The following is a 17,319-nucleotide window of genomic DNA, read 5'->3' on the forward strand; positions in this document are numbered from 1 at the left end:
ATTATAAACCATGACATAGGAAAACGAGCATCTCCAACTGCGGAAATGCCCGTTTTTTTATGTTCTGAAGCTAGTTTTTGCCCAGACTCTTTTTGCTTGTCTAAAGAAAAATTGTCCCATCTTTTGTTCCCGAAAAATATTAAAAAATTAAATCATTTACGATTCGAAGTCAGTAATTGAAGATAAAGTGATTCTATGTTTTGTAACAAATACTCAGGAATGCTTCCTTGGATTAAAACAATTGAGGAAAAAGAAATTGAATCAGAAAATTTCTTTAATATTTCAACATTCCTTTATAACCTACCCAAAGGTTATGAACAGTTTTATGATTTATTAGATCTCTAAATTTTAAACAATTACAAAGAGTCTGGGACAAAATGTTGCCTCAATATATAAAAAAGTTTTTAGTTAAGATTTTCTAAAGTCAAAATCTTTTTGTCCCAGACTCTTATTTTTATATCTCATTACCCGTTGTGCTAGTTAATCAAGCATAGGCAAGTGAATATTTCAAACTTATGCCGAACTTATTTTGGGTATCTTCAAGCATAAGAGAATAAGTAAGTAGTATTGCCTCTGTTTTAAATTTAAGTGCCTGAATGTTACGGTAGCGTAAAGACTCGATTCCAAACTTCTCTAAACTTGAAAATAATAGCGCCACATTACAAAACGTATTAGAGCAAGTTGAACGTGACAATATTAAACGTGCTTTTCAATCTGGTTCGATCACCGAAGAACAAACCAAATCTTTCTACATGTATACTGTTGATTTAAATCAGGCTGTGAAAATGGGAGTACAATACACTATCTTCACCTATAACAATCGTCAACAAATCCTTTTTTTGATGATGGACAACTCTACTAGATGACACCCGATACTCAATATTTATTCTTTAAATAACCCAGAGGCACTAGATTTTCTAAGCACTACTCTAGTGTCTTTTTTATCATCTAGCCTTCTATGAAGCATTCAGGAGAAGTTTGGTAGTTACTTTTCATATTTTAAAGACTAACATATCATTTTGGGATTAGTTTTGTTATGATTAATCATAGGAAAAATAAGGAGACATACTACTTTGAAACAAACAGTTGCTATTTTAGGAATGGGCGTTAGTGGGCTAGCTGTTCTCCTAGCTCTGGCTAAGCACAAAAGGCAGGACCTGCAGATTTTTTGTTTTGATGATCCTAATCATTTTGCTAAAGGGATTCCCTTTCAAGATGATGTTGACTCTGCCTTGATTAATTCACCTATTGATGATATCTCTTTTGACTATCAACACATGTCTGATTTTATTGAATGGATGGAAGAGAACAACCACAATACTGAGATGACTTATGTTCCTAGGCGTCTCTTTGGACAATACCTTTCAGAACGCGCCGATAGGCTCTTCAAACAGCTCAATGTAACCCTTATTAAGCAAAGAGTTGACAAGATAACCTATCTACCACAAAGTCAAGAATGGCAATGTTATCTTCAAGGAGAGCTATTTCCTACCATCTTTAATCATGTTCATCTTGCTTGTGGCCAATTGCCTGTCATTGATCCCTACCAATTAGACGGCTGTCCTAATTATATAGCTGATCCTTATCCTATCAACAACCTAGCCAAGCAAAAGTGGCAAACCAAAAAGGTAGGACTCATTGGTACTGGATTAGCAGCTGTCGATCTTATCAAATGGCTCATTGCTAATACCGAAGTAACGATTTCCTGCTTTTCTCGTTCCTCTCTATTACCAACCGTTAGAATCCTTGAAAAGACATCTATCTCTTGGCAGTTTCTGACTGATGACAATCTCCAAAAGCTCTCATCGTCTCCAAAAAGACAAGTGGTGTTTGAGCATTTTGAAGCCTTACTGTTATCAGAATTAGAAGCACTAGGTTTTAAGGATTGGCAAAGTACTTGTAATCAATTTTTAGGAGCAGGTATCAAAGGTATTACCCTATCTTTTCAATATCCTAATCAACTCTACTTGCTACAACAATTGGCTTCACGAGTGGCAGACTGGTTTACTGATCTCTGGCCTCTAATGTCACTATCAGACCGCGAAAGATATCAGGAAGTCTATGAAAAAGCCATTATCAACCTACGCAATCCCATGCCTGACGAATCCGCAAAAGTTATTTTAAAGGCTTATGAAGATGGCAGACTCAATATCATTGATGATGTGACAGATATTGTCCCTCAACATTCAGGATTTTCTCTCATTAATCAATCAAAAAAGACCTCTAAACTTGATATTGTCATCAATGCCACTGGCTATCAATTGACACCTTCCAATCTCAAATCTGCTACCCCACTCTTACAAAGCATTATCGATCAAAGATTGGCTCAGATTGATCAGGCAGGCGGCTTGAGTATCCTTCCGGAAACAACCCAAGTCATCTCTCCTAAATACGGCATAATGCCCACTCTATATGCTCACGGCGCTCTCGTCAATGGTGTTATTTACCAGAATAACTCAACCATTAAGATTCAAAAGATGGCTGAGCGTTCAATTCAGCCATTACCCTATTAATACAACACCTTCTCTTTGAAGTATTATCCACGGTAAGAATCTAGCCTTAACTTCCTAACCTTAGGACATTTTTTCTTTGATAATAACTGCATTAAGATACTACTGAAACCTCACTACTTAGAAAGGATTTCCATGTCACGCGCCCTTCAGTCATCTGCTCATCTCTTTACATGCCCTGTCTGCCAAGATACCCTTGAAGCCGTCGATAAGCGCTTTGTTTGTCCTCAAAATCATTCCTTTGATATGGCTAAACAAGGCTACATCAATCTTCTTCTCAATGGCAAAAAAGACAGACATTACGACAAGGCTTCCTTTGAGCGTCGTCACCAGATTTTAGAAGCTGATTTTTACGACCATATTTTGAAGACAATTGAAAAACTGGTCCTTGATGATTCGTCTGAAAAAGTTATCCTCGACGTGGCTTGCGGAGAGGGCTACTACGCTCGTCAACTTGCCCAAAAGGGCAAAAACCGTGTCCTAGCTTTTGATTTGTCTAAGGATTCTATTACCCTAGCTGCTAAAAAGGATATTCCCAAAAACGTGGCATGGTTTGTGGGAGATTTGGCAAAATTACCTCTAGCTGACCAATCTGTTGATATCATCCTGGACATCTACTCACCTGCCAATTATCAAGAGTTCAAGAGAGTGCTGAAACCTGGAGGAAAACTCATCAAGATCGTCACTGCCAACGAACACGTCATTGAGTTACGTCAGGCAGCTAAAGAACAACTCAGCAAACAAAGTTACTCCAATCAAAAAATACTTGACCATTTTGGCAAAGCATTTCCAGTATTTGACATCAATCACACTAGTAAAACCTTACCAGCAACTCAGGGACAGCTACTCGATTTCGCTCAGATGACACCTCTTTTTTTCCATGTTGATTTGGACCAAATCGACTGGCAAGGTCTAACAGAGATCACCATTGCAGCAGATATCTTAGTTGCAAAACTAGAAGATTAAGATGTCGCTTTCCTTAAACTTATCAACCAGAGATATAAAAACTTATACTCAAGGCAAAAGTGAGTTAGCCCATTGGACTAACTTGCTGTCTCATTTCTCGGCTCGTGAAAAAACGTCCACTGGACTGACTCGCTGTCCTATTTCTTGGCTCGTGAAAAAAACGTCCACTGGACTGACTCGCTGTCCTATTTCTTGGCTCGTGAAAAAAACGTCCACTGGACTGACTCGCTGTCCTATTTCTTGGCTCGTGAAAAAAACGTCCACTGGACGTTTTTTTTAATCTGCAAATATTCTCTTAAAGAGATCATAAAGGATAACTTTTTGGTCCTCTCTTAAGCTATATTGATTATTTTTTAGGATCGTGTAGGCACCACCAACTGCAAAGGATAGCCTCAACCGAGCTTCTTCAGAAACATTTTCTAAGATGGTTTCTTGATAGAGTTGAAAGGTTTTTTCTAAGGTCTCATCCTGATTGCTAAATAGAGGTTTGTTAGCACTATAAACCTGAGTAATGGCCACTTCAATATCATCAATAAAGGTCTCCATATCCTCTTCTTTAACAGGATTTCCCAATAGAAACTGGCGAATGGGTTCTAAGGCTTCTTCTTGTAATTGTTCGACAAGGTCATAAATATCGGTGTAATAACGGTAAAAGGTCGACTTATTAATGAGCGCCTCGCGACACAAGTTTTCCACATAAATTTTTTCAATCGGCTTATCTTGTCGTAGCGTAACAAAGGCATCTTTGATAGCCTTTTTTGTTTTGATAACTCGCTTATCCATAAATGCCTCCTCAATACTATCTATTTTAGCTTTTTTCTTGAAATATACAACGATTTCACAGGGAACGTTTGATAAGCAGCGCTTTTAGAGAAATTGCTGATTGAATGAGCAAAGCAATCGTCCTATAATACCCCTTATCGTTTTTAATTTGAAAAAGGAGACACCATGACTTTTAAAAAAATTATTTTAAACAAACTGACACTCATCGCAATGGTCATTGCTGTGATTTATCAAATTGCCATGATTGGCATTTACATCGGGGGCTATCAATACACTGCTGACCGTCCCCAAAAAAACAAGATCGTCTACGTCAATCAAGACGGTGATAAAGGCAAAGCTATTGTCAAATCAATGAAAGATCCCCTAAATTTTGCAAGCCAAGACGAAAGTAACCTAAAGAATGCTAAAGCAATCCTTCGCAACCATGATGCAGCTTTGGTCATCAATATCCCTGAACATTACACCGAAGACATGGTTCAAGGTAAGACTGTCAAACTCAATTACTTCTGTAACAGTGCCGGTGATACCATCAGTAAACAAACGGGGACAACCATTGCCAGCAAATGAACAAGCAAACTTAATTTAGCAGTATCTAACAAAAAAATGCAGGCTGTACTTGTTAAATCAATGATGGAAGTAACTAAACCTCGAATCGAAGCTGACATCAAAAAAGCCGTCGGTACAGACCCAACCAAACTCGAAACTGTCCAAAAAACCGTGACAGCTAAGTACCAAGAGCAGTTTACACAAGCTGCTAAAAATGCCGTTGACCTCAATAGCGTTACTGAAAACAGCAAGAACGTCAATCCAAAACCAACCTCTAAAATGAACCTCATTATGATGCCAATGATCACCCCTGTCTCAAGTTACATCGGCGCCATGATTTCATCCATCATCCTCTATAGTTTTGTCTTTAAAAAGGCCATCCGTTTTAAGGTATCTCGCAAATGGCTTGGTTGGCTTGCCCTTGAAGTTGATTACCTACTGATTTCACTAGCCGTCGGCAGTGCGAGATCCCTAATGCTCTCTTGGATTAACCATTTTGGTCAAGAAACCACGATTAAGCTCTTTGGTATTTTAACGCTCAACACCTTTGTCAGCTTCCAGTTGATTTTAACCATTTATATGGTTCTTGGAGCAGTTGCCTTCCTTGTGACCTTACCATTAACATTGGCGCAAGTGGTGACGGCAGGAACTATGATTCCAGAATACTTGATGGCGCCAACTCTCAAAGCTATCCGCCCATATCTCCCAGTATCATCATCTTGGCAATTGATTCAAGATACCATTTTTAAAACAAGCACAAACAGCAAGCCTCTCATGCAGTTGCTGATGCTTGCCGGTGTATCAATCCTTATAACCCTAATCATTTTACCTATCCGTTACCGTAAAAATGCAGCACCAAGACCTGATATCGATATCTTATCTTTATTTTAGATAACGTAACTAGCTACTTTCATACCTGTAGCTAGTTTTCTTTTAGAGTTCAAGAAAAGGTTTTCACACCGAAACAAGTGTTTTGTGTTACTATAGAAAGTAAGAAAAGCTATTTCTTTTAAAACTACCGTATCAGGAGCTCTTATGCGAAAATTTCTACAAACCATTCTCTACGAATTATCTTTTTACGTTGAAATTATTATCTCTATTATTTTAGTCGTTGTTCTAATGACCTTGACAACCCGTCTTGTCATTGATGTCTCTGGGATTTTCTCTTCTAGTAACACGATTGAACACTATTTGCAAAATTTTCTAAACCAAGCCATGAGTATTGCCATTGGTGTTGAGTTGATTAAAATGTTAACCAAACATTCCTCTAGTACCATCATTGAAGTATTGCTCTTTGCCATGGCACGTCAACTTGTCGTTGCACATGGTAACCCTTTAGATACCTTATTAAGTGTCATTAGTCTAACCATCTTACTAGCAGCTCGTAAATACCTTCTCAGTAACTTCGATGATCATCATAGTATTATTGTTAGGGGCAGTCAAAAGGTGAAATTGGCCAATGTCCTGGCACGTGTCAACCTTCCTAGCAAAAAACAAGAACTAATGCGCGATTTTATGGTTAGACACCTTCAAGAGGAGGAAAAGACCGTTGCAATCGGAGCATCCGTTTACTTTAAGAATGTTGCACTACGCATTGACAGCATGAAAGGTGGCGTTATTACCCGCGTAGAAATCATTAAGTCACACCATTGATTTTCTGAAAAATCATTTATTTTCCCAAGAAAATTTCAGCAAATTCTATCTTTGGTTTTCATGGGTTTACAACGCTTACATTTTTTTGCGAAATTAATCTGAAATGATTGAAAAAAGACTCACAAAAGAGTATTATAGTATCTGAACTCAAAACTAAGAGGAGTATTAAAATGACACATATTCAATTTGATTATTCAAAAGTCCTTGATCAGTTTGTGGCACCACATGAGCTTGACTACATGCAAGCACAAGTGACAGCTGCAGATAACATGCTTCGTCAAGGTACTGGACCTGGTTCAGACTTCTTAGGTTGGTTGGACCTTCCAGAAAACTACGACAAAGAAGAATTTGCTCGTATCCAAGAAGCTGCTAAAAAAATTCAATCTGACAGCGAAGTTCTTGTCGTTATCGGTATCGGTGGGTCATACCTTGGTGCCAAAGCTGCTATCGATTTCTTGAACAACCACTTTGCTAACTTGCAAACTGCTGAAGAACGCAAAGCACCTCAAATTCTTTACGCTGGAAACTCTATCTCATCAACTTACCTTGCTGATTTAGTAGAATACGTTCAAGACAAAGAATTCTCAGTAAACGTGATTTCAAAATCAGGAACAACAACTGAACCAGCTATCGCTTTCCGTGTCTTCAAAGAGCTTTTGGTTAAAAAATACGGTCAAGAAGAAGCTAACAAACGCATCTATGCGACAACTGACAAAGTTAAAGGTGCCGTTAAAGTTGAAGCTGACGCCAACAACTGGGAAACTTACGTTGTTCCAGATAACGTTGGAGGACGTTTCTCAGTCCTTACAGCTGTAGGTCTTCTTCCAATCGCGGCTGCTGGTGCTGACATCACTGCCCTTATGGAAGGTGCTAACGCTGCTCGTCAAGAATTGTCATCAGATAAAATCTCTGAAAACATTGCTTACCAATATGCAGCCGTCCGTAACGTTCTTTACCGCAAAGGCTACGTCACTGAAATCTTGGCTAACTATGAGCCATCACTTCAATACTTTGGTGAATGGTGGAAACAATTAGCTGGTGAATCAGAAGGTAAAGACCAAAAAGGTATCTATCCAACATCGGCTAACTTCTCAACAGACCTTCACTCACTTGGACAATTCATCCAAGAAGGTTACCGTAACATCTTTGAAACTGTTATTCGTGTGGACAAACCACGTAAAAACGTTCTTATCCCTGAAATGGCTGAAGACCTTGATGGTCTTGGTTACCTACAAGGTAAAGACGTTGACTTCGTTAACAAAAAAGCAACTGACGGGGTCCTTCTTGCCCACACAGATGGTGGCGTTCCAAACATGTTTGTAACCCTTCCAGAACAAAACGAATTCACACTTGGCTACGCTATCTACTTCTTCGAATTGGCAATCGGTCTTTCAGGTTACCTCAACAGCGTTAACCCGTTTGACCAACCAGGTGTTGAAGCCTACAAGAAAAACATGTTTGCCCTTCTAGGTAAACCAGGATTTGAAGACCTCGGCGCAGAACTTAACGCACGTCTCTAATCTACTGATTGAATACAAAATGAAGAGCCCTGAAAAGGGACTCTTTTTTACTGCCATAAAAATTAGTAAAGGAAATTTTTTAAAAGCTTGAAAAAGTGTGTCTTAATTTTATTTTGTAAGCGTTTTATAATAAAGCTATCAAAATAAAAGGAGTTTAATCATGACAGATTGGTTAAATATTGCTGGGAAAACAGTTGTTGTTACGGGAGCTTCTTCAGGAATTGGAGCTGCTATCGTTGAAGAATTATTAGCACTTGATGCTAACGTTGCTAATTTTGATATCACCGAAGGAAATTTAAAACATAAAAATCTTTTATTCGTGAAGGTAGATGTTACTTCTCGTGAACAGGTCGAAGCTGGGGTACAAGCTGTTATAGATAAGTTTGGTACAATCGATGCCCTTGTTAATAACGCTGGCATTAATATTCCTCGTCTCCTTGTTGACCCTAATAATCCTGGAGGTCAGTACGAATTAGATGACGCAACATTTGAAAAAATCACTATGATTAACCAAAAAGGACTTTACCTCGTTAGTCAAGCAGTAGGAAGAATTCTAGTTGATAAAAAAGATGGTGTTATTATTAATATGGCGTCGGAAGCTGGACTAGAAGGTTCAGAGGGGCAAAGTGCTTACGCTGCAACAAAAGCTGCCGTATACAGTTACACACGATCATGGGCTAAAGAACTTGGCAAATATCATGTACGTGTTGTCGGTATCGCACCAGGTATCATGGAAGCTACTGGTTTGAGAACTCTTGCCTACGAAGAAGCTCTTGGATATACTAGAGGAAAAACAGTTGAAGAAATTCGCGCTGGTTATACATCAACAAGTACTACACCTTTGGGACGTAGTGGAAAATTAAGTGAAGTTGCAGATCTTGTAGCCTACTACATCTCTGATCGTTCTAGTTATATTACAGGTATTACTACAAATGTTGCTGGTGGAAAAACACGCGGTTAATTTAATAATGAGGGTGGTGATAGATTGGCCTTAGTAAATCGTTGGTACCAAATATTGAATCTTTTAGTAGGACAACCTTACCTTCCACTTCGGGAAGTTCAAAAAGCATTAAGTATCAGTCAAAAAACATTACTAAACAGCATTGAACAATTAAATGATATCTTGGACAATGATCTTCATATTACAAAACAAGGAGATCAACTTTCCTTACAAGTATTTAATTACAGTCGCTTAGAAGACATACTAGCAGGAAGTCTACGTAAAGAGAGTGACTTTAATTCTTCTAGTAAAAGAACATCATACATCATCAAACGGTTGCTTCATGCCACAAAGCCTATACTCATTGATAATTTAGCAGAGGAAATAGGTGTCAGTCGAACAACTATTAATAAAGATTTAAAACAGGTTAAACAATTAGCTAACCATTATCAAATAACTATTATCGGAAAGACTAATCAAGGATTATCCGTCAGAGGCGATGAACTACAGCTACGTTTATTTTATTGTCATAATGTTTATGCTTATTTTAACGCTACAACACTTTCTCTAGAAACAGAACAATTTTTAAAAGAATGTTATCAAACTTATCAATTGCCTAAAAGCGTCCAAGACCTACTATCCAAAGTCATTGCTATAATGATTTTTCGATTACAACATGGCCATCTACTCGAAAAGTCTATTCCTTATTTTAGCAATGGTTTAAAAGATAGTGAAATTATGGAGCAACTCGTTTTTCATATCGAAACGACCTATCACATTTCGCTTAGCCAATATGAGCAGGACTTCCTAGCATTTCCATTAAACATGCAATACATTGATAACCTACCTTATCAAGAAGTATCAAACCATCTTATTCTACATGTTTTTCAGAAAATGATTTCTCGTTCCAAAGATACATTTGATTTTCAAATTAATAGCGAAAAACTGTTTGTTGATATGCATATGCACCTCAGATTTCTCTTAAATCGTTTAATTTTTCATACTCAGGCAAATGATTTATTTCACGGGGAAATAAAAGAAAAATACCCTCTTGCTTATCAACTGGCAAGTGACGCTTCTACTGTTTTAAGAGATATGTTCAAGTATCCTGTTGATAGCTCAGAAATTAGTTACCTAGCTCTTTATTTCGAGATGGGACTCAGAGAGACGAAAACAGAAGAAGGATTTGACTCTCGAAAAATAGCTGTTGTTTGTACAACAGGTAGGGGAACCGCAACTATGATTAATCGGCAAATCAGACGTATCATCGGCAATGAAATTACAATTGATCAATATTCTGAAGAGAACTTCAATCCGCTTCAAGCTAAAAAGTATTCTGCTATATTCACGACTATCCCTCTTAAATTTCAAAATATCTCACCTCCAGTTATCCAATTGACTAACCTATTTGATGATCAATGGCTAAGAACAAAGTGGGAAGAAATTAGCAACTGGGAATATCAGCAGTTTGAACATGTTCAGTTGACATTTATGCGTTTAAATACTCAAACTGATTATCGGCAGTACCTCTTAACAATGGCTAATTATTTAGAAGAAGAACAGTATGTTGATAACAATTTTCATCTGAATATCTTAAAGCGAGAGGATAAGCAATCAACTATTTTCGGGCAAGGTATTGCTTTTCCTCATACAACTCACACTAAAAAACAAGTAACCTTACTTCTAGGTGTTCTTGATGAAACCTATCGAACTTCCAATAAATCTGTTGATCTCATTTTCATGTTAGCTATTCCTGAACACTCTACTCCAGCAATGGAAAAAGAACTTTTATCACTGTACGATGATATTTTTAGAATTGCTAACAACGATGACATCAAACAAGAATTAAAAACACTCACATCTACAGATGCATTTCAATCACTTATAAAATGTAAAGGAGTATTAAAATGAGCCCTATTGTCTTTCTTGCTATGATTATAGTCATGGCCTACACCCTACAAATCTTTTTGGGTTTCAAACAAATTAAACATTTTAACAGTGTCTATATCGAACTTCGTAGAAAAGGCCGTGTTGCTATTGGACGCCGTTCTGGTAAGTTTAAATCAGGGACGATTGTCATGTTTGCTATTGATTCTAAGGGAAAAATTAGCGCCGCTAAAAAGATTCAAGGTGTTACTATTGGCGCTCGCTTTAAAGACATGCCACAGTATATCAATCACGATTTACACTATTTAGATCATTATAATCCTCTTGTTCGTCAAGAAAATAAACTGACTCAAATTGCTATAAAGGATGCTAGGGATGTTTTCCTCACTATTGAGGCAGGAACTTATCAAGAAGTTCCTAAAAGTATTCCAATGATTGATTGGAGCTTACAAATAAAATCACTCCTCTCTCGATTCAAATTAACTAACAAATCACTATAACCATTAGGAGGTTTTTTATGGATTACATTACTAAATTTGCAGAAGGCTTTATGGATCTCTTTCAAGCTGGTGCAGATACTTTTATCAGCTGGATGACAGGAATTGTGCCAGTTGTCTTAATGCTATTAGTAGCAATGAATGCAATCATTGCACTCATTGGTGAAGAAAAAATGAATAAAGTTGGTGAGTTTTCTGCCAAAAATCCACTAACACGATACATGTTATTACCTTTTCTTTCCGCCTTTATGCTGGGGAATCCAATGTCCATGAGTATGGGAAGATTCCTACCAGAATACTATAAACCAAGCTTTATTGCTGCACAAATGCAATTTTGTCACACCTCTAACGGTGTATTCCCCCACATCAATCCAGGTGAACTCTTTGTTTACTTAGGAATTGCTACTGGTATCGAAACTTTAGGCTTAAGTCAAATGGAACTGGCAGTACGCTACCTACTTGTCGGTCTCATAATGAATGCGCTAGGTGGTTGGGTCACTGACTTTACAACAGCCTTTGTTTGTAAACAACAAGGTATTCAATTAAGTAAAACGGTACAATTAGATAAATAAGCAACAATCTAGGAGAATAATCATGACATATAATAGTATCAAAGTTGTTAAAGGTAATGGTGGTTTTGGTGGACCACTTTTGATCACCCCTACGGAGGAAAAACATAAATTCATCTATATCACAGGTGGTGGCGAAAAACCAGAAATTGTTGATAAAATCGTTGATTTAACCGGCATGGAAGCCATCAATGGATTCAAAACATCAATCCCTGATGAAGAAATTGCTCTGGCTATTGTTGACTGTGGTGGTACACTTCGTTGTGGTATCTATCCCAAGAAAGGTATCCCAACCATCAACATCGTCGCTACGGGAAAATCCGGACCACTAGCACAATACATTACAGAAGATATTTACGTGTCAGCTGTTGGCGTAAATCAAATAAGCCCTACTGAAGACAGTCTTACAAATATTCAAAAAGCAACTGTCACTGAACCTTCTACTGAAAAATCAAGTTCTTATGATACAAGTAAGAAAATTACCGAACAACGTGCTGAAAAAAGTTTTGTCGCACGTATTGGTATGGGAGCTGGGAAAGTCGTTGCAACCTTTAATCAAGCTGCTCGTGATGCCATTCAAACAATGCTAAATACAATCCTTCCCTTTATGGCATTCGTATCACTCTTAATTGGTATTATCAATGGTTCTGGTGTTGGTACTTGGATTGCCAATCTATTAGCACCCTTAGCAGGGAATATTTGGGGACTGGTTATTATTGGTTTTGTGTGTTCATTGCCATTTCTCTCTCCACTTCTAGGTCCTGGCGCAGTCATCTCACAAATTGTTGGGACTCTTATCGGGGTACAAATTGGCAAAGGAAATATTCCACCTCAAATGGCTCTTCCTGCTTTATTCGCTATTAATACCCAAAATGGTTGTGACTTCATCCCTGTAGCATTGGGACTTACAGAAGCTGAAGCAAAAACTGTAGAAGTTGGAGTCCCTTCTGTACTCTATTCTAGATTCTTAAATGGTGTCCCACGTGTACTTGTCGCATGGTTAGCAAGTATCGGACTCTACCAATAATCAACAATTAACCTTTTAGAAAGAAGATTACTATGTCAACTATTTTTAACACTACCGTAACAGCTATCGGTCCTGAAGCAGAAGGGATGATTGAAGACGCTAATATGCTCGTCCTTTTTGGAGAAGGGGCTCCAACTGATTTAGCAGAATTTTGTTTTACCATTAACAATAAAGAGCTTTCTGGGTCAATACAGATTGGCGGAACTGTTCTTATTGATGAATTAGTCTTCCCTATAACTTTCGTCGGAGAAGTAGTTGAGAAAAATCTTAAAAATTTAGGACATATTACAATTAGTTTTGATGGTTCAACAGAAGGCTCTCTGCCTGGGACATTACACGTTTCAGCTCATCATTTACCTAAGCTAAATCTAGGTACAAGCGTCAAAATTGTTTCTTAAGGAGACTCTCACTATGGAAATACTACTTGATACAGCTAATATCGAGAGCATTGAATCTCTTCAAAATGTATTGCCTCTAAAAGGTATCACAACCAATCCATCAATTCTAAAGAAGGAAGGTGAGATTGATTTCTTTGAACACCTCCGAAAAATCAGGAATATCATTGAACTTGAGCAAACTCTCCATGTTCAAGTCACAGCTACTACTGCTGACAAAATGATTAAAGAAGCTCATGCCATTCGAGAGGGTATTGATCCATCAGTATACATAAAAATTCCTGTAACTTTTGAGGGACTAAAAGCTATTAAAGCTCTTAAAAAACAGGGTGTAAATATCACTGCGACAGCTATTTACACAAAACTACAAGGTTTTCTAGCTATTGCTGCTAATGCCGATTACTTAGCGCCTTATTATAATCGCATGGAAAATTTAGGAATAAATGCAGAATCAGTTATGTCATCTCTTCAAAAAGAAATCGAGCGAACGAATAGTCAAAGCAAACTACTAGGAGCGAGTTATAAAACGATTGAACAAATAAATGGTACATTTGATGCGGGAGCACAGGCTATTACAGTCTCTCCCGAACTCATTGAACAACTTCTATCGTCAAACACAATCGTCAAAGCAGTTGAAGACTTTCAAGAAGATTGGAAAGTTATTCACGGAACACAAACAATCGATGACCTCTTTCATAAATGATGCAATATCGAGATTAACACAAAACAAAACGAATTCACACTTGGCTACGCTATCTACTTCTTCGAATTGGCAATCGGTCTTTCAGGTTACCTCAACAGCGTTAACCCGTTTGACCAACCAGGTGTTGAAGCCTACAAGAAAAACATGTTTGCCCTTCTAGGTAAACCAGGATTTGAAGACCTCGGCGCAGAACTTAACGCACGTCTTTAATATAAATAATATATAGGAATCAGGAGTCTCAATAGAGGCTCTTTTTTTGAGAAAAAATCCTTATAAATCTTATCATATCAATGTTGACAAGTGATATATATATAATTAGATTTAGAAAAAATTTGATACTTCAAAGGAGATTATGATGAAAAACGTTGGTAAAGGATGTTTTGGTTGCTTTGGCATAATTGGAATTATTGTGGTGGGAATTGTAACCATTGCAATATTTGCTTTTTCAGGAAAGAGTGATTCTAGTAAAAGTTCAAAAACAGTACCATCTAGTTCATTAACGAGTAAAGAAAGCTTTCAAAACAACGAAAGAGCTACAGAAAAAGATAGTTTTTATCCCACGGATACTAGTGACGCAACCATTGAATCAATCGTCACTTATGCAAACTATTTGGATATGTATGAACTTATTGTTAACGAATATATCACCAATTATGAAGCAGCTGTAAAACAATATGGAGTGGGTGGTGATCCATCCTATCAAACGATGAAAGAAGAAGTTACTGCCACCATTGAGCAGCAGAAACAACAATACGGTCCTATGAAAAATACTCCCATTGTTGGTAAAGAAGAATTAGTACAATTTTTAAAAAACTATCGTGACGAGTTGAAAACTTACACTGATAATATAGCTAACGGAATTTAGATGGGGGTTTTCATGAGTAACTTTGGAAAGGGATGCTTGTACATTATTATCTGCCTTGGTTTATCTTTAGGTATTCTAAAATTCATTCTTGGTGAATATTTGGAGATGTTATTATTTCCTATTACCATGTTCTCCCCAATACTACTGTTGATGATCTTAGGGATTATTGGAAATACACTTTCTGAACTAATTAAAACAGGTAAATGGCTAGGACTTGGAGCTATCTTTGGAAATATTGCTAATAATAAGATAAATGTAGATGCTAGCGTGAAATCAAATAAAAGCTATAAGAAGAAAAAAATTCAAACGAATAACCCGATCATTGATACGGCAGTAGAGTTTACTTCTCCAGAAATTGATGACATCGAAGATAATCTCATAAGTGGTGAACAATATCAAGCATTCCTTAAATGGAAAAAATGAATCGTTCAAATAAAGAAGTTGAATAAGCTTCTTTTTATATTCTTTCAAATTTTCTGACTATTTGTTATAATAAAACCATTAACTGCCAAGGAGATTATGATGACTGCTCAAAAAATGACTGCTCAAGAAATTATTGCCTACATTAGCAATGCCGAAAAGAAAACAAATGTTAAAGTAACCTACGCTGGACAAGTAACTGCTGAGATTCCTGCCTCAGTTATTCAACTTAGTAATGTTCTTTTTGGAGATTGGAAAGATATCGAACCACTCCTTGAAGGCATGACTGAAAACGTGGATTATGTTGTTGAACAAGATGGTCGTAACTCTGCGGTTCCCCTCTTAGATAAACGTCACCTCAACGCTCGTATCGAACCAGGCGCTATCATTCGTGACCAAGTTACCATCGAAGATAATGCCGTTATTATGATGGGGGCTATCATCAACATTGGTGCTGAGATTGGTGCTGGTACTATGATTGATATGGGTGCCATTCTCGGTGGTCGTGCAACCGTCGGTAAAAATAGCCACATCGGTGCTGGAGCCGTTCTTGCTGGGGTTATCGAACCTGCTTCCGCTGAGCCTGTCCGTGTTGGTGACAATGTTCTAGTTGGTGCCAATGCTGTTGTTATTGAAGGTGTGCAAATTGGTAATGGTTCTGTTGTTGCAGCAGGTGCCATTGTTACCGAAGATGTTCCAGAAAACGTTGTTGTTGCTGGGGTTCCAGCTCGTATCATCAAAGAAATCGATGCTCAAACGCAACAAAAAACGGCATTAGAAGATGCCCTTCGTAACCTCTAATAACTAAGAAAGCTGAGCATAGCTCAGCTTTTATCACAAGCAGGAAATATTATTATGGCTTTAGATTTAATCCAAATTAGACGTGATCTCCACCAAATCCCTGAAATTGGCTTAGAAGAATTCAAAACCCAAGCCTATCTCCTCAAAACAATTGAAGAATTGACCCAAGGAAAACCCTTCGTCAAACAAAAAACTTGGCGTACTGGAATACTTGTTTTTGTAGAAGGCTATAACGCTCAGAAAACCATCGGTTGGCGAACAGATATTGATGGTCTGCCAATCATTGAAGAAACAGGACTGGATTTTGCCAGTCAACACGATGGTCGTATGCACGCCTGTGGCCACGATATGCACATGACACTGGCTTTAGGCCTTCTTGAGGAGCTAACACAGACCCACCCCAAAGAAAACCTTCTCTTCTTATTCCAGCCAGCTGAGGAGAATTTTGCGGGTGGGATGCTTATGTATGAGGATGGTGCCTTTGGCGACTGGAAACCAGATGAATTTTACGGACTCCATGTGAGACCAGACATGAAAGTCGGTGATATTGCAACCAATACGGGGACACTTTTTGCAGGAACTTGCGAAGTAAAAATCACCTTCAAAGGTAAAGGTGGTCATGCTGCCTTTCCACATCAATCAAATGATGCCTTAGTTGCGGCTGCTTACTTTATCACTCAAGTGCAGACCGTTGTTAGCCGCAACGTCGACCCTATCGAGGGTGGTGTTGTGACCTTTGGTGCTATGCAAGCAGGGACAACAAACAATGTTATTTCTGAGACTGCCTTCATGCACGGAACCATCCGTGCCCTAACGCAAGACATGAGCCTCCATATCCAAAATCGTGTCCAAACGATTGCTGAAGGGGTTGCTGCTAGTTTTGGCATGGAAGTCGATGTTATTCTCAATCCCAGCGGCTATCTGCCTGTTGAAAATAATCCACTATTGGCTCAAGAGCTAATGACCTTCTTCCAAAATCAGCCTGAAGTCAACCTTATCAACTGCCCACCAGCTATGACTGGTGAAGATTTTGGTTATCTCTTGCATAAAATCCCTGGTGTCATGTTCTGGCTTGGTATTGATACCCCCTACCCCCTACATCATGCCAAAATGAGTCCAAATGAAAAATCTCTTGCATTCGGTGTTAAGCACATATCCACATTTTTGAAACAAAAAAGTTATTAACAAAAAAAAATACTTCGTTGACATCAACGAAGTATTTTTTTCCTGTTATATC

General features: G+C 38.0%; 20 protein-coding genes and 1 pseudogene. 20 read left to right on the forward strand and 1 reads right to left on the reverse strand.

The window, feature by feature from the left end:
• From ACMZ6U_RS04970 to ACMZ6U_RS04985, 4 genes are all read left to right on the forward strand, one after another.
• Positions 1 to 180 (forward strand): hypothetical protein (locus ACMZ6U_RS04970; RefSeq protein WP_416106783.1); only part of this gene is annotated, 180 nt, incomplete at its 5' end.
• A 515-nt stretch (positions 181 to 695) separates the two neighbouring features.
• Positions 696 to 866, forward strand: a complete 171-nt coding sequence (locus tag ACMZ6U_RS04975; RefSeq protein WP_416106817.1) for a DUF4947 domain-containing protein — start codon at positions 696 to 698, stop codon at positions 864 to 866.
• 207 nt (positions 867 to 1,073) lie between these two features.
• Positions 1,074 to 2,513 (forward strand): FAD/NAD(P)-binding protein, encoded by a 1,440-nt coding sequence (locus ACMZ6U_RS04980; protein ID WP_416106785.1) that lies wholly within the window; start codon positions 1,074 to 1,076, stop codon positions 2,511 to 2,513.
• Positions 2,514 to 2,645: 132 nt separating this feature from the next.
• The gene (locus ACMZ6U_RS04985; protein ID WP_416106787.1) at positions 2,646 to 3,476 is read left to right on the forward strand and encodes a methyltransferase domain-containing protein; all 831 of its coding nucleotides are present in this window, start codon (positions 2,646 to 2,648) and stop codon (positions 3,474 to 3,476) included.
• Between the two features lie 276 nt (positions 3,477 to 3,752).
• Here ACMZ6U_RS04985 and ACMZ6U_RS04990 read toward each other — a convergent pair whose 3' ends face one another.
• Positions 3,753 to 4,259, reverse strand: a complete 507-nt coding sequence (locus ACMZ6U_RS04990; protein ID WP_416106789.1) for a TetR/AcrR family transcriptional regulator — start codon at positions 4,257 to 4,259, stop codon at positions 3,753 to 3,755.
• Positions 4,260 to 4,424: 165 nt separating this feature from the next.
• Between ACMZ6U_RS04990 and ACMZ6U_RS04995 the strand changes: the two genes are divergently transcribed.
• The 16 genes and pseudogenes from ACMZ6U_RS04995 (at position 4,425) to ACMZ6U_RS05070 (ending at position 17,267) form a co-directional block, all read left to right on the forward strand.
• Positions 4,425 to 4,826 carry an ABC transporter permease gene (locus ACMZ6U_RS04995; RefSeq protein WP_416106791.1) on the forward strand — a complete coding sequence of 134 codons (402 nt, stop codon included), beginning with the start codon at positions 4,425 to 4,427 and terminating at the stop codon, positions 4,824 to 4,826.
• Positions 4,827 to 4,862: 36 nt separating this feature from the next.
• Complete coding sequence (locus ACMZ6U_RS05000) at positions 4,863 to 5,696, forward strand: hypothetical protein (RefSeq protein ID WP_416106793.1); 834 nt, start codon at positions 4,863 to 4,865, stop codon at positions 5,694 to 5,696.
• Positions 5,697 to 5,840: 144 nt separating this feature from the next.
• Positions 5,841 to 6,458 (forward strand): phosphate-starvation-inducible PsiE family protein, encoded by a 618-nt coding sequence (locus ACMZ6U_RS05005; protein WP_416106795.1) that lies wholly within the window; start codon positions 5,841 to 5,843, stop codon positions 6,456 to 6,458.
• Between the two features lie 170 nt (positions 6,459 to 6,628).
• Positions 6,629 to 7,978, forward strand: a complete 1,350-nt coding sequence (locus ACMZ6U_RS05010) for a glucose-6-phosphate isomerase (protein ID WP_115131042.1) — start codon at positions 6,629 to 6,631, stop codon at positions 7,976 to 7,978.
• Positions 7,979 to 8,138: 160 nt separating this feature from the next.
• The gene (locus tag ACMZ6U_RS05015) at positions 8,139 to 8,939 is read left to right on the forward strand and encodes an SDR family oxidoreductase (protein WP_416106797.1); all 801 of its coding nucleotides are present in this window, start codon (positions 8,139 to 8,141) and stop codon (positions 8,937 to 8,939) included.
• Positions 8,940 to 8,963: 24 nt separating this feature from the next.
• On the forward strand, positions 8,964 to 10,829 hold the full coding sequence (locus ACMZ6U_RS05020) for a BglG family transcription antiterminator (protein WP_416106799.1): 1,866 nt from the start codon (positions 8,964 to 8,966) through the stop codon (positions 10,827 to 10,829).
• The gene (locus tag ACMZ6U_RS05025) at positions 10,826 to 11,305 is read left to right on the forward strand and encodes a transcriptional regulator GutM (protein WP_416106801.1); all 480 of its coding nucleotides are present in this window, start codon (positions 10,826 to 10,828) and stop codon (positions 11,303 to 11,305) included. Before ACMZ6U_RS05020 ends, ACMZ6U_RS05025 begins: the two co-directional genes overlap by 4 nt.
• A gap of 17 nt (positions 11,306 to 11,322) precedes the next feature.
• The gene (locus tag ACMZ6U_RS05030) at positions 11,323 to 11,874 is read left to right on the forward strand and encodes a PTS glucitol/sorbitol transporter subunit IIC (RefSeq protein WP_416106802.1); all 552 of its coding nucleotides are present in this window, start codon (positions 11,323 to 11,325) and stop codon (positions 11,872 to 11,874) included.
• Between the two features lie 22 nt (positions 11,875 to 11,896).
• On the forward strand, positions 11,897 to 12,898 hold the full coding sequence (locus ACMZ6U_RS05035; RefSeq protein ID WP_416106804.1) for a PTS glucitol/sorbitol transporter subunit IIB: 1,002 nt from the start codon (positions 11,897 to 11,899) through the stop codon (positions 12,896 to 12,898).
• 32 nt (positions 12,899 to 12,930) lie between these two features.
• Positions 12,931 to 13,296, forward strand: a complete 366-nt coding sequence (locus tag ACMZ6U_RS05040; RefSeq protein WP_416106806.1) for a PTS glucitol/sorbitol transporter subunit IIA — start codon at positions 12,931 to 12,933, stop codon at positions 13,294 to 13,296.
• Between the two features lie 13 nt (positions 13,297 to 13,309).
• Positions 13,310 to 13,996, forward strand: a complete 687-nt coding sequence (locus ACMZ6U_RS05045) for a fructose-6-phosphate aldolase (RefSeq protein WP_416106808.1) — start codon at positions 13,310 to 13,312, stop codon at positions 13,994 to 13,996.
• 21 nt (positions 13,997 to 14,017) lie between these two features.
• Positions 14,018 to 14,206, forward strand: a pseudogene (gene pgi, locus ACMZ6U_RS05050) (glucose-6-phosphate isomerase); the annotation flags it as partial.
• Between the two features lie 145 nt (positions 14,207 to 14,351).
• Positions 14,352 to 14,861, forward strand: a complete 510-nt coding sequence (locus ACMZ6U_RS05055) for a hypothetical protein (RefSeq protein ID WP_416106810.1) — start codon at positions 14,352 to 14,354, stop codon at positions 14,859 to 14,861.
• A 12-nt stretch (positions 14,862 to 14,873) separates the two neighbouring features.
• Positions 14,874 to 15,284, forward strand: coding sequence for a transcriptional regulator (locus tag ACMZ6U_RS05060; RefSeq protein ID WP_416106812.1), 411 nt, complete (start codon positions 14,874 to 14,876; stop codon positions 15,282 to 15,284).
• 99 nt (positions 15,285 to 15,383) lie between these two features.
• The gene (gene dapD / locus ACMZ6U_RS05065) at positions 15,384 to 16,082 is read left to right on the forward strand and encodes a 2,3,4,5-tetrahydropyridine-2,6-dicarboxylate N-acetyltransferase (protein WP_115131050.1); all 699 of its coding nucleotides are present in this window, start codon (positions 15,384 to 15,386) and stop codon (positions 16,080 to 16,082) included.
• Between the two features lie 54 nt (positions 16,083 to 16,136).
• Positions 16,137 to 17,267: an N-acetyldiaminopimelate deacetylase gene (locus tag ACMZ6U_RS05070; protein ID WP_416106815.1), complete on the forward strand. Its 1,131-nt coding sequence runs from the start codon at positions 16,137 to 16,139 to the stop codon at positions 17,265 to 17,267.
• The last annotated feature ends 52 nt before the right edge of the window (positions 17,268 to 17,319 follow it).

The organism is Streptococcus pluranimalium (assembly GCF_047785745.1).
In the GTDB taxonomy this organism is placed as follows: domain Bacteria; phylum Bacillota; class Bacilli; order Lactobacillales; family Streptococcaceae; genus Streptococcus; species Streptococcus pluranimalium_B.

Coding starts and splice junctions, on each gene's coding strand:
- dapD (WP_115131050.1), top strand. CDS start 15,384: ATGACTGCTCAAAAAATGACTGCTCAAGAAATTATTGCCTACATTAGC.
- ACMZ6U_RS04990 (WP_416106789.1), bottom strand. CDS start 4,259: ATGGATAAGCGAGTTATCAAAACAAAAAAGGCTATCAAAGATGCCTTT.
- ACMZ6U_RS05015 (WP_416106797.1), top strand. CDS start 8,139: ATGACAGATTGGTTAAATATTGCTGGGAAAACAGTTGTTGTTACGGGA.
- ACMZ6U_RS05060 (WP_416106812.1), top strand. CDS start 14,874: ATGAGTAACTTTGGAAAGGGATGCTTGTACATTATTATCTGCCTTGGT.
- ACMZ6U_RS04995 (WP_416106791.1), top strand. CDS start 4,425: ATGACTTTTAAAAAAATTATTTTAAACAAACTGACACTCATCGCAATG.
- ACMZ6U_RS05005 (WP_416106795.1), top strand. CDS start 5,841: ATGCGAAAATTTCTACAAACCATTCTCTACGAATTATCTTTTTACGTT.
- ACMZ6U_RS05055 (WP_416106810.1), top strand. CDS start 14,352: ATGAAAAACGTTGGTAAAGGATGTTTTGGTTGCTTTGGCATAATTGGA.
- ACMZ6U_RS05070 (WP_416106815.1), top strand. CDS start 16,137: ATGGCTTTAGATTTAATCCAAATTAGACGTGATCTCCACCAAATCCCT.
- ACMZ6U_RS05025 (WP_416106801.1), top strand. CDS start 10,826: ATGAGCCCTATTGTCTTTCTTGCTATGATTATAGTCATGGCCTACACC.
- ACMZ6U_RS05010 (WP_115131042.1), top strand. CDS start 6,629: ATGACACATATTCAATTTGATTATTCAAAAGTCCTTGATCAGTTTGTG.
- ACMZ6U_RS05040 (WP_416106806.1), top strand. CDS start 12,931: ATGTCAACTATTTTTAACACTACCGTAACAGCTATCGGTCCTGAAGCA.
- ACMZ6U_RS05030 (WP_416106802.1), top strand. CDS start 11,323: ATGGATTACATTACTAAATTTGCAGAAGGCTTTATGGATCTCTTTCAA.
- ACMZ6U_RS05035 (WP_416106804.1), top strand. CDS start 11,897: ATGACATATAATAGTATCAAAGTTGTTAAAGGTAATGGTGGTTTTGGT.
- ACMZ6U_RS05045 (WP_416106808.1), top strand. CDS start 13,310: ATGGAAATACTACTTGATACAGCTAATATCGAGAGCATTGAATCTCTT.
- ACMZ6U_RS05000 (WP_416106793.1), top strand. CDS start 4,863: ATGCAGGCTGTACTTGTTAAATCAATGATGGAAGTAACTAAACCTCGA.
- ACMZ6U_RS04985 (WP_416106787.1), top strand. CDS start 2,646: ATGTCACGCGCCCTTCAGTCATCTGCTCATCTCTTTACATGCCCTGTC.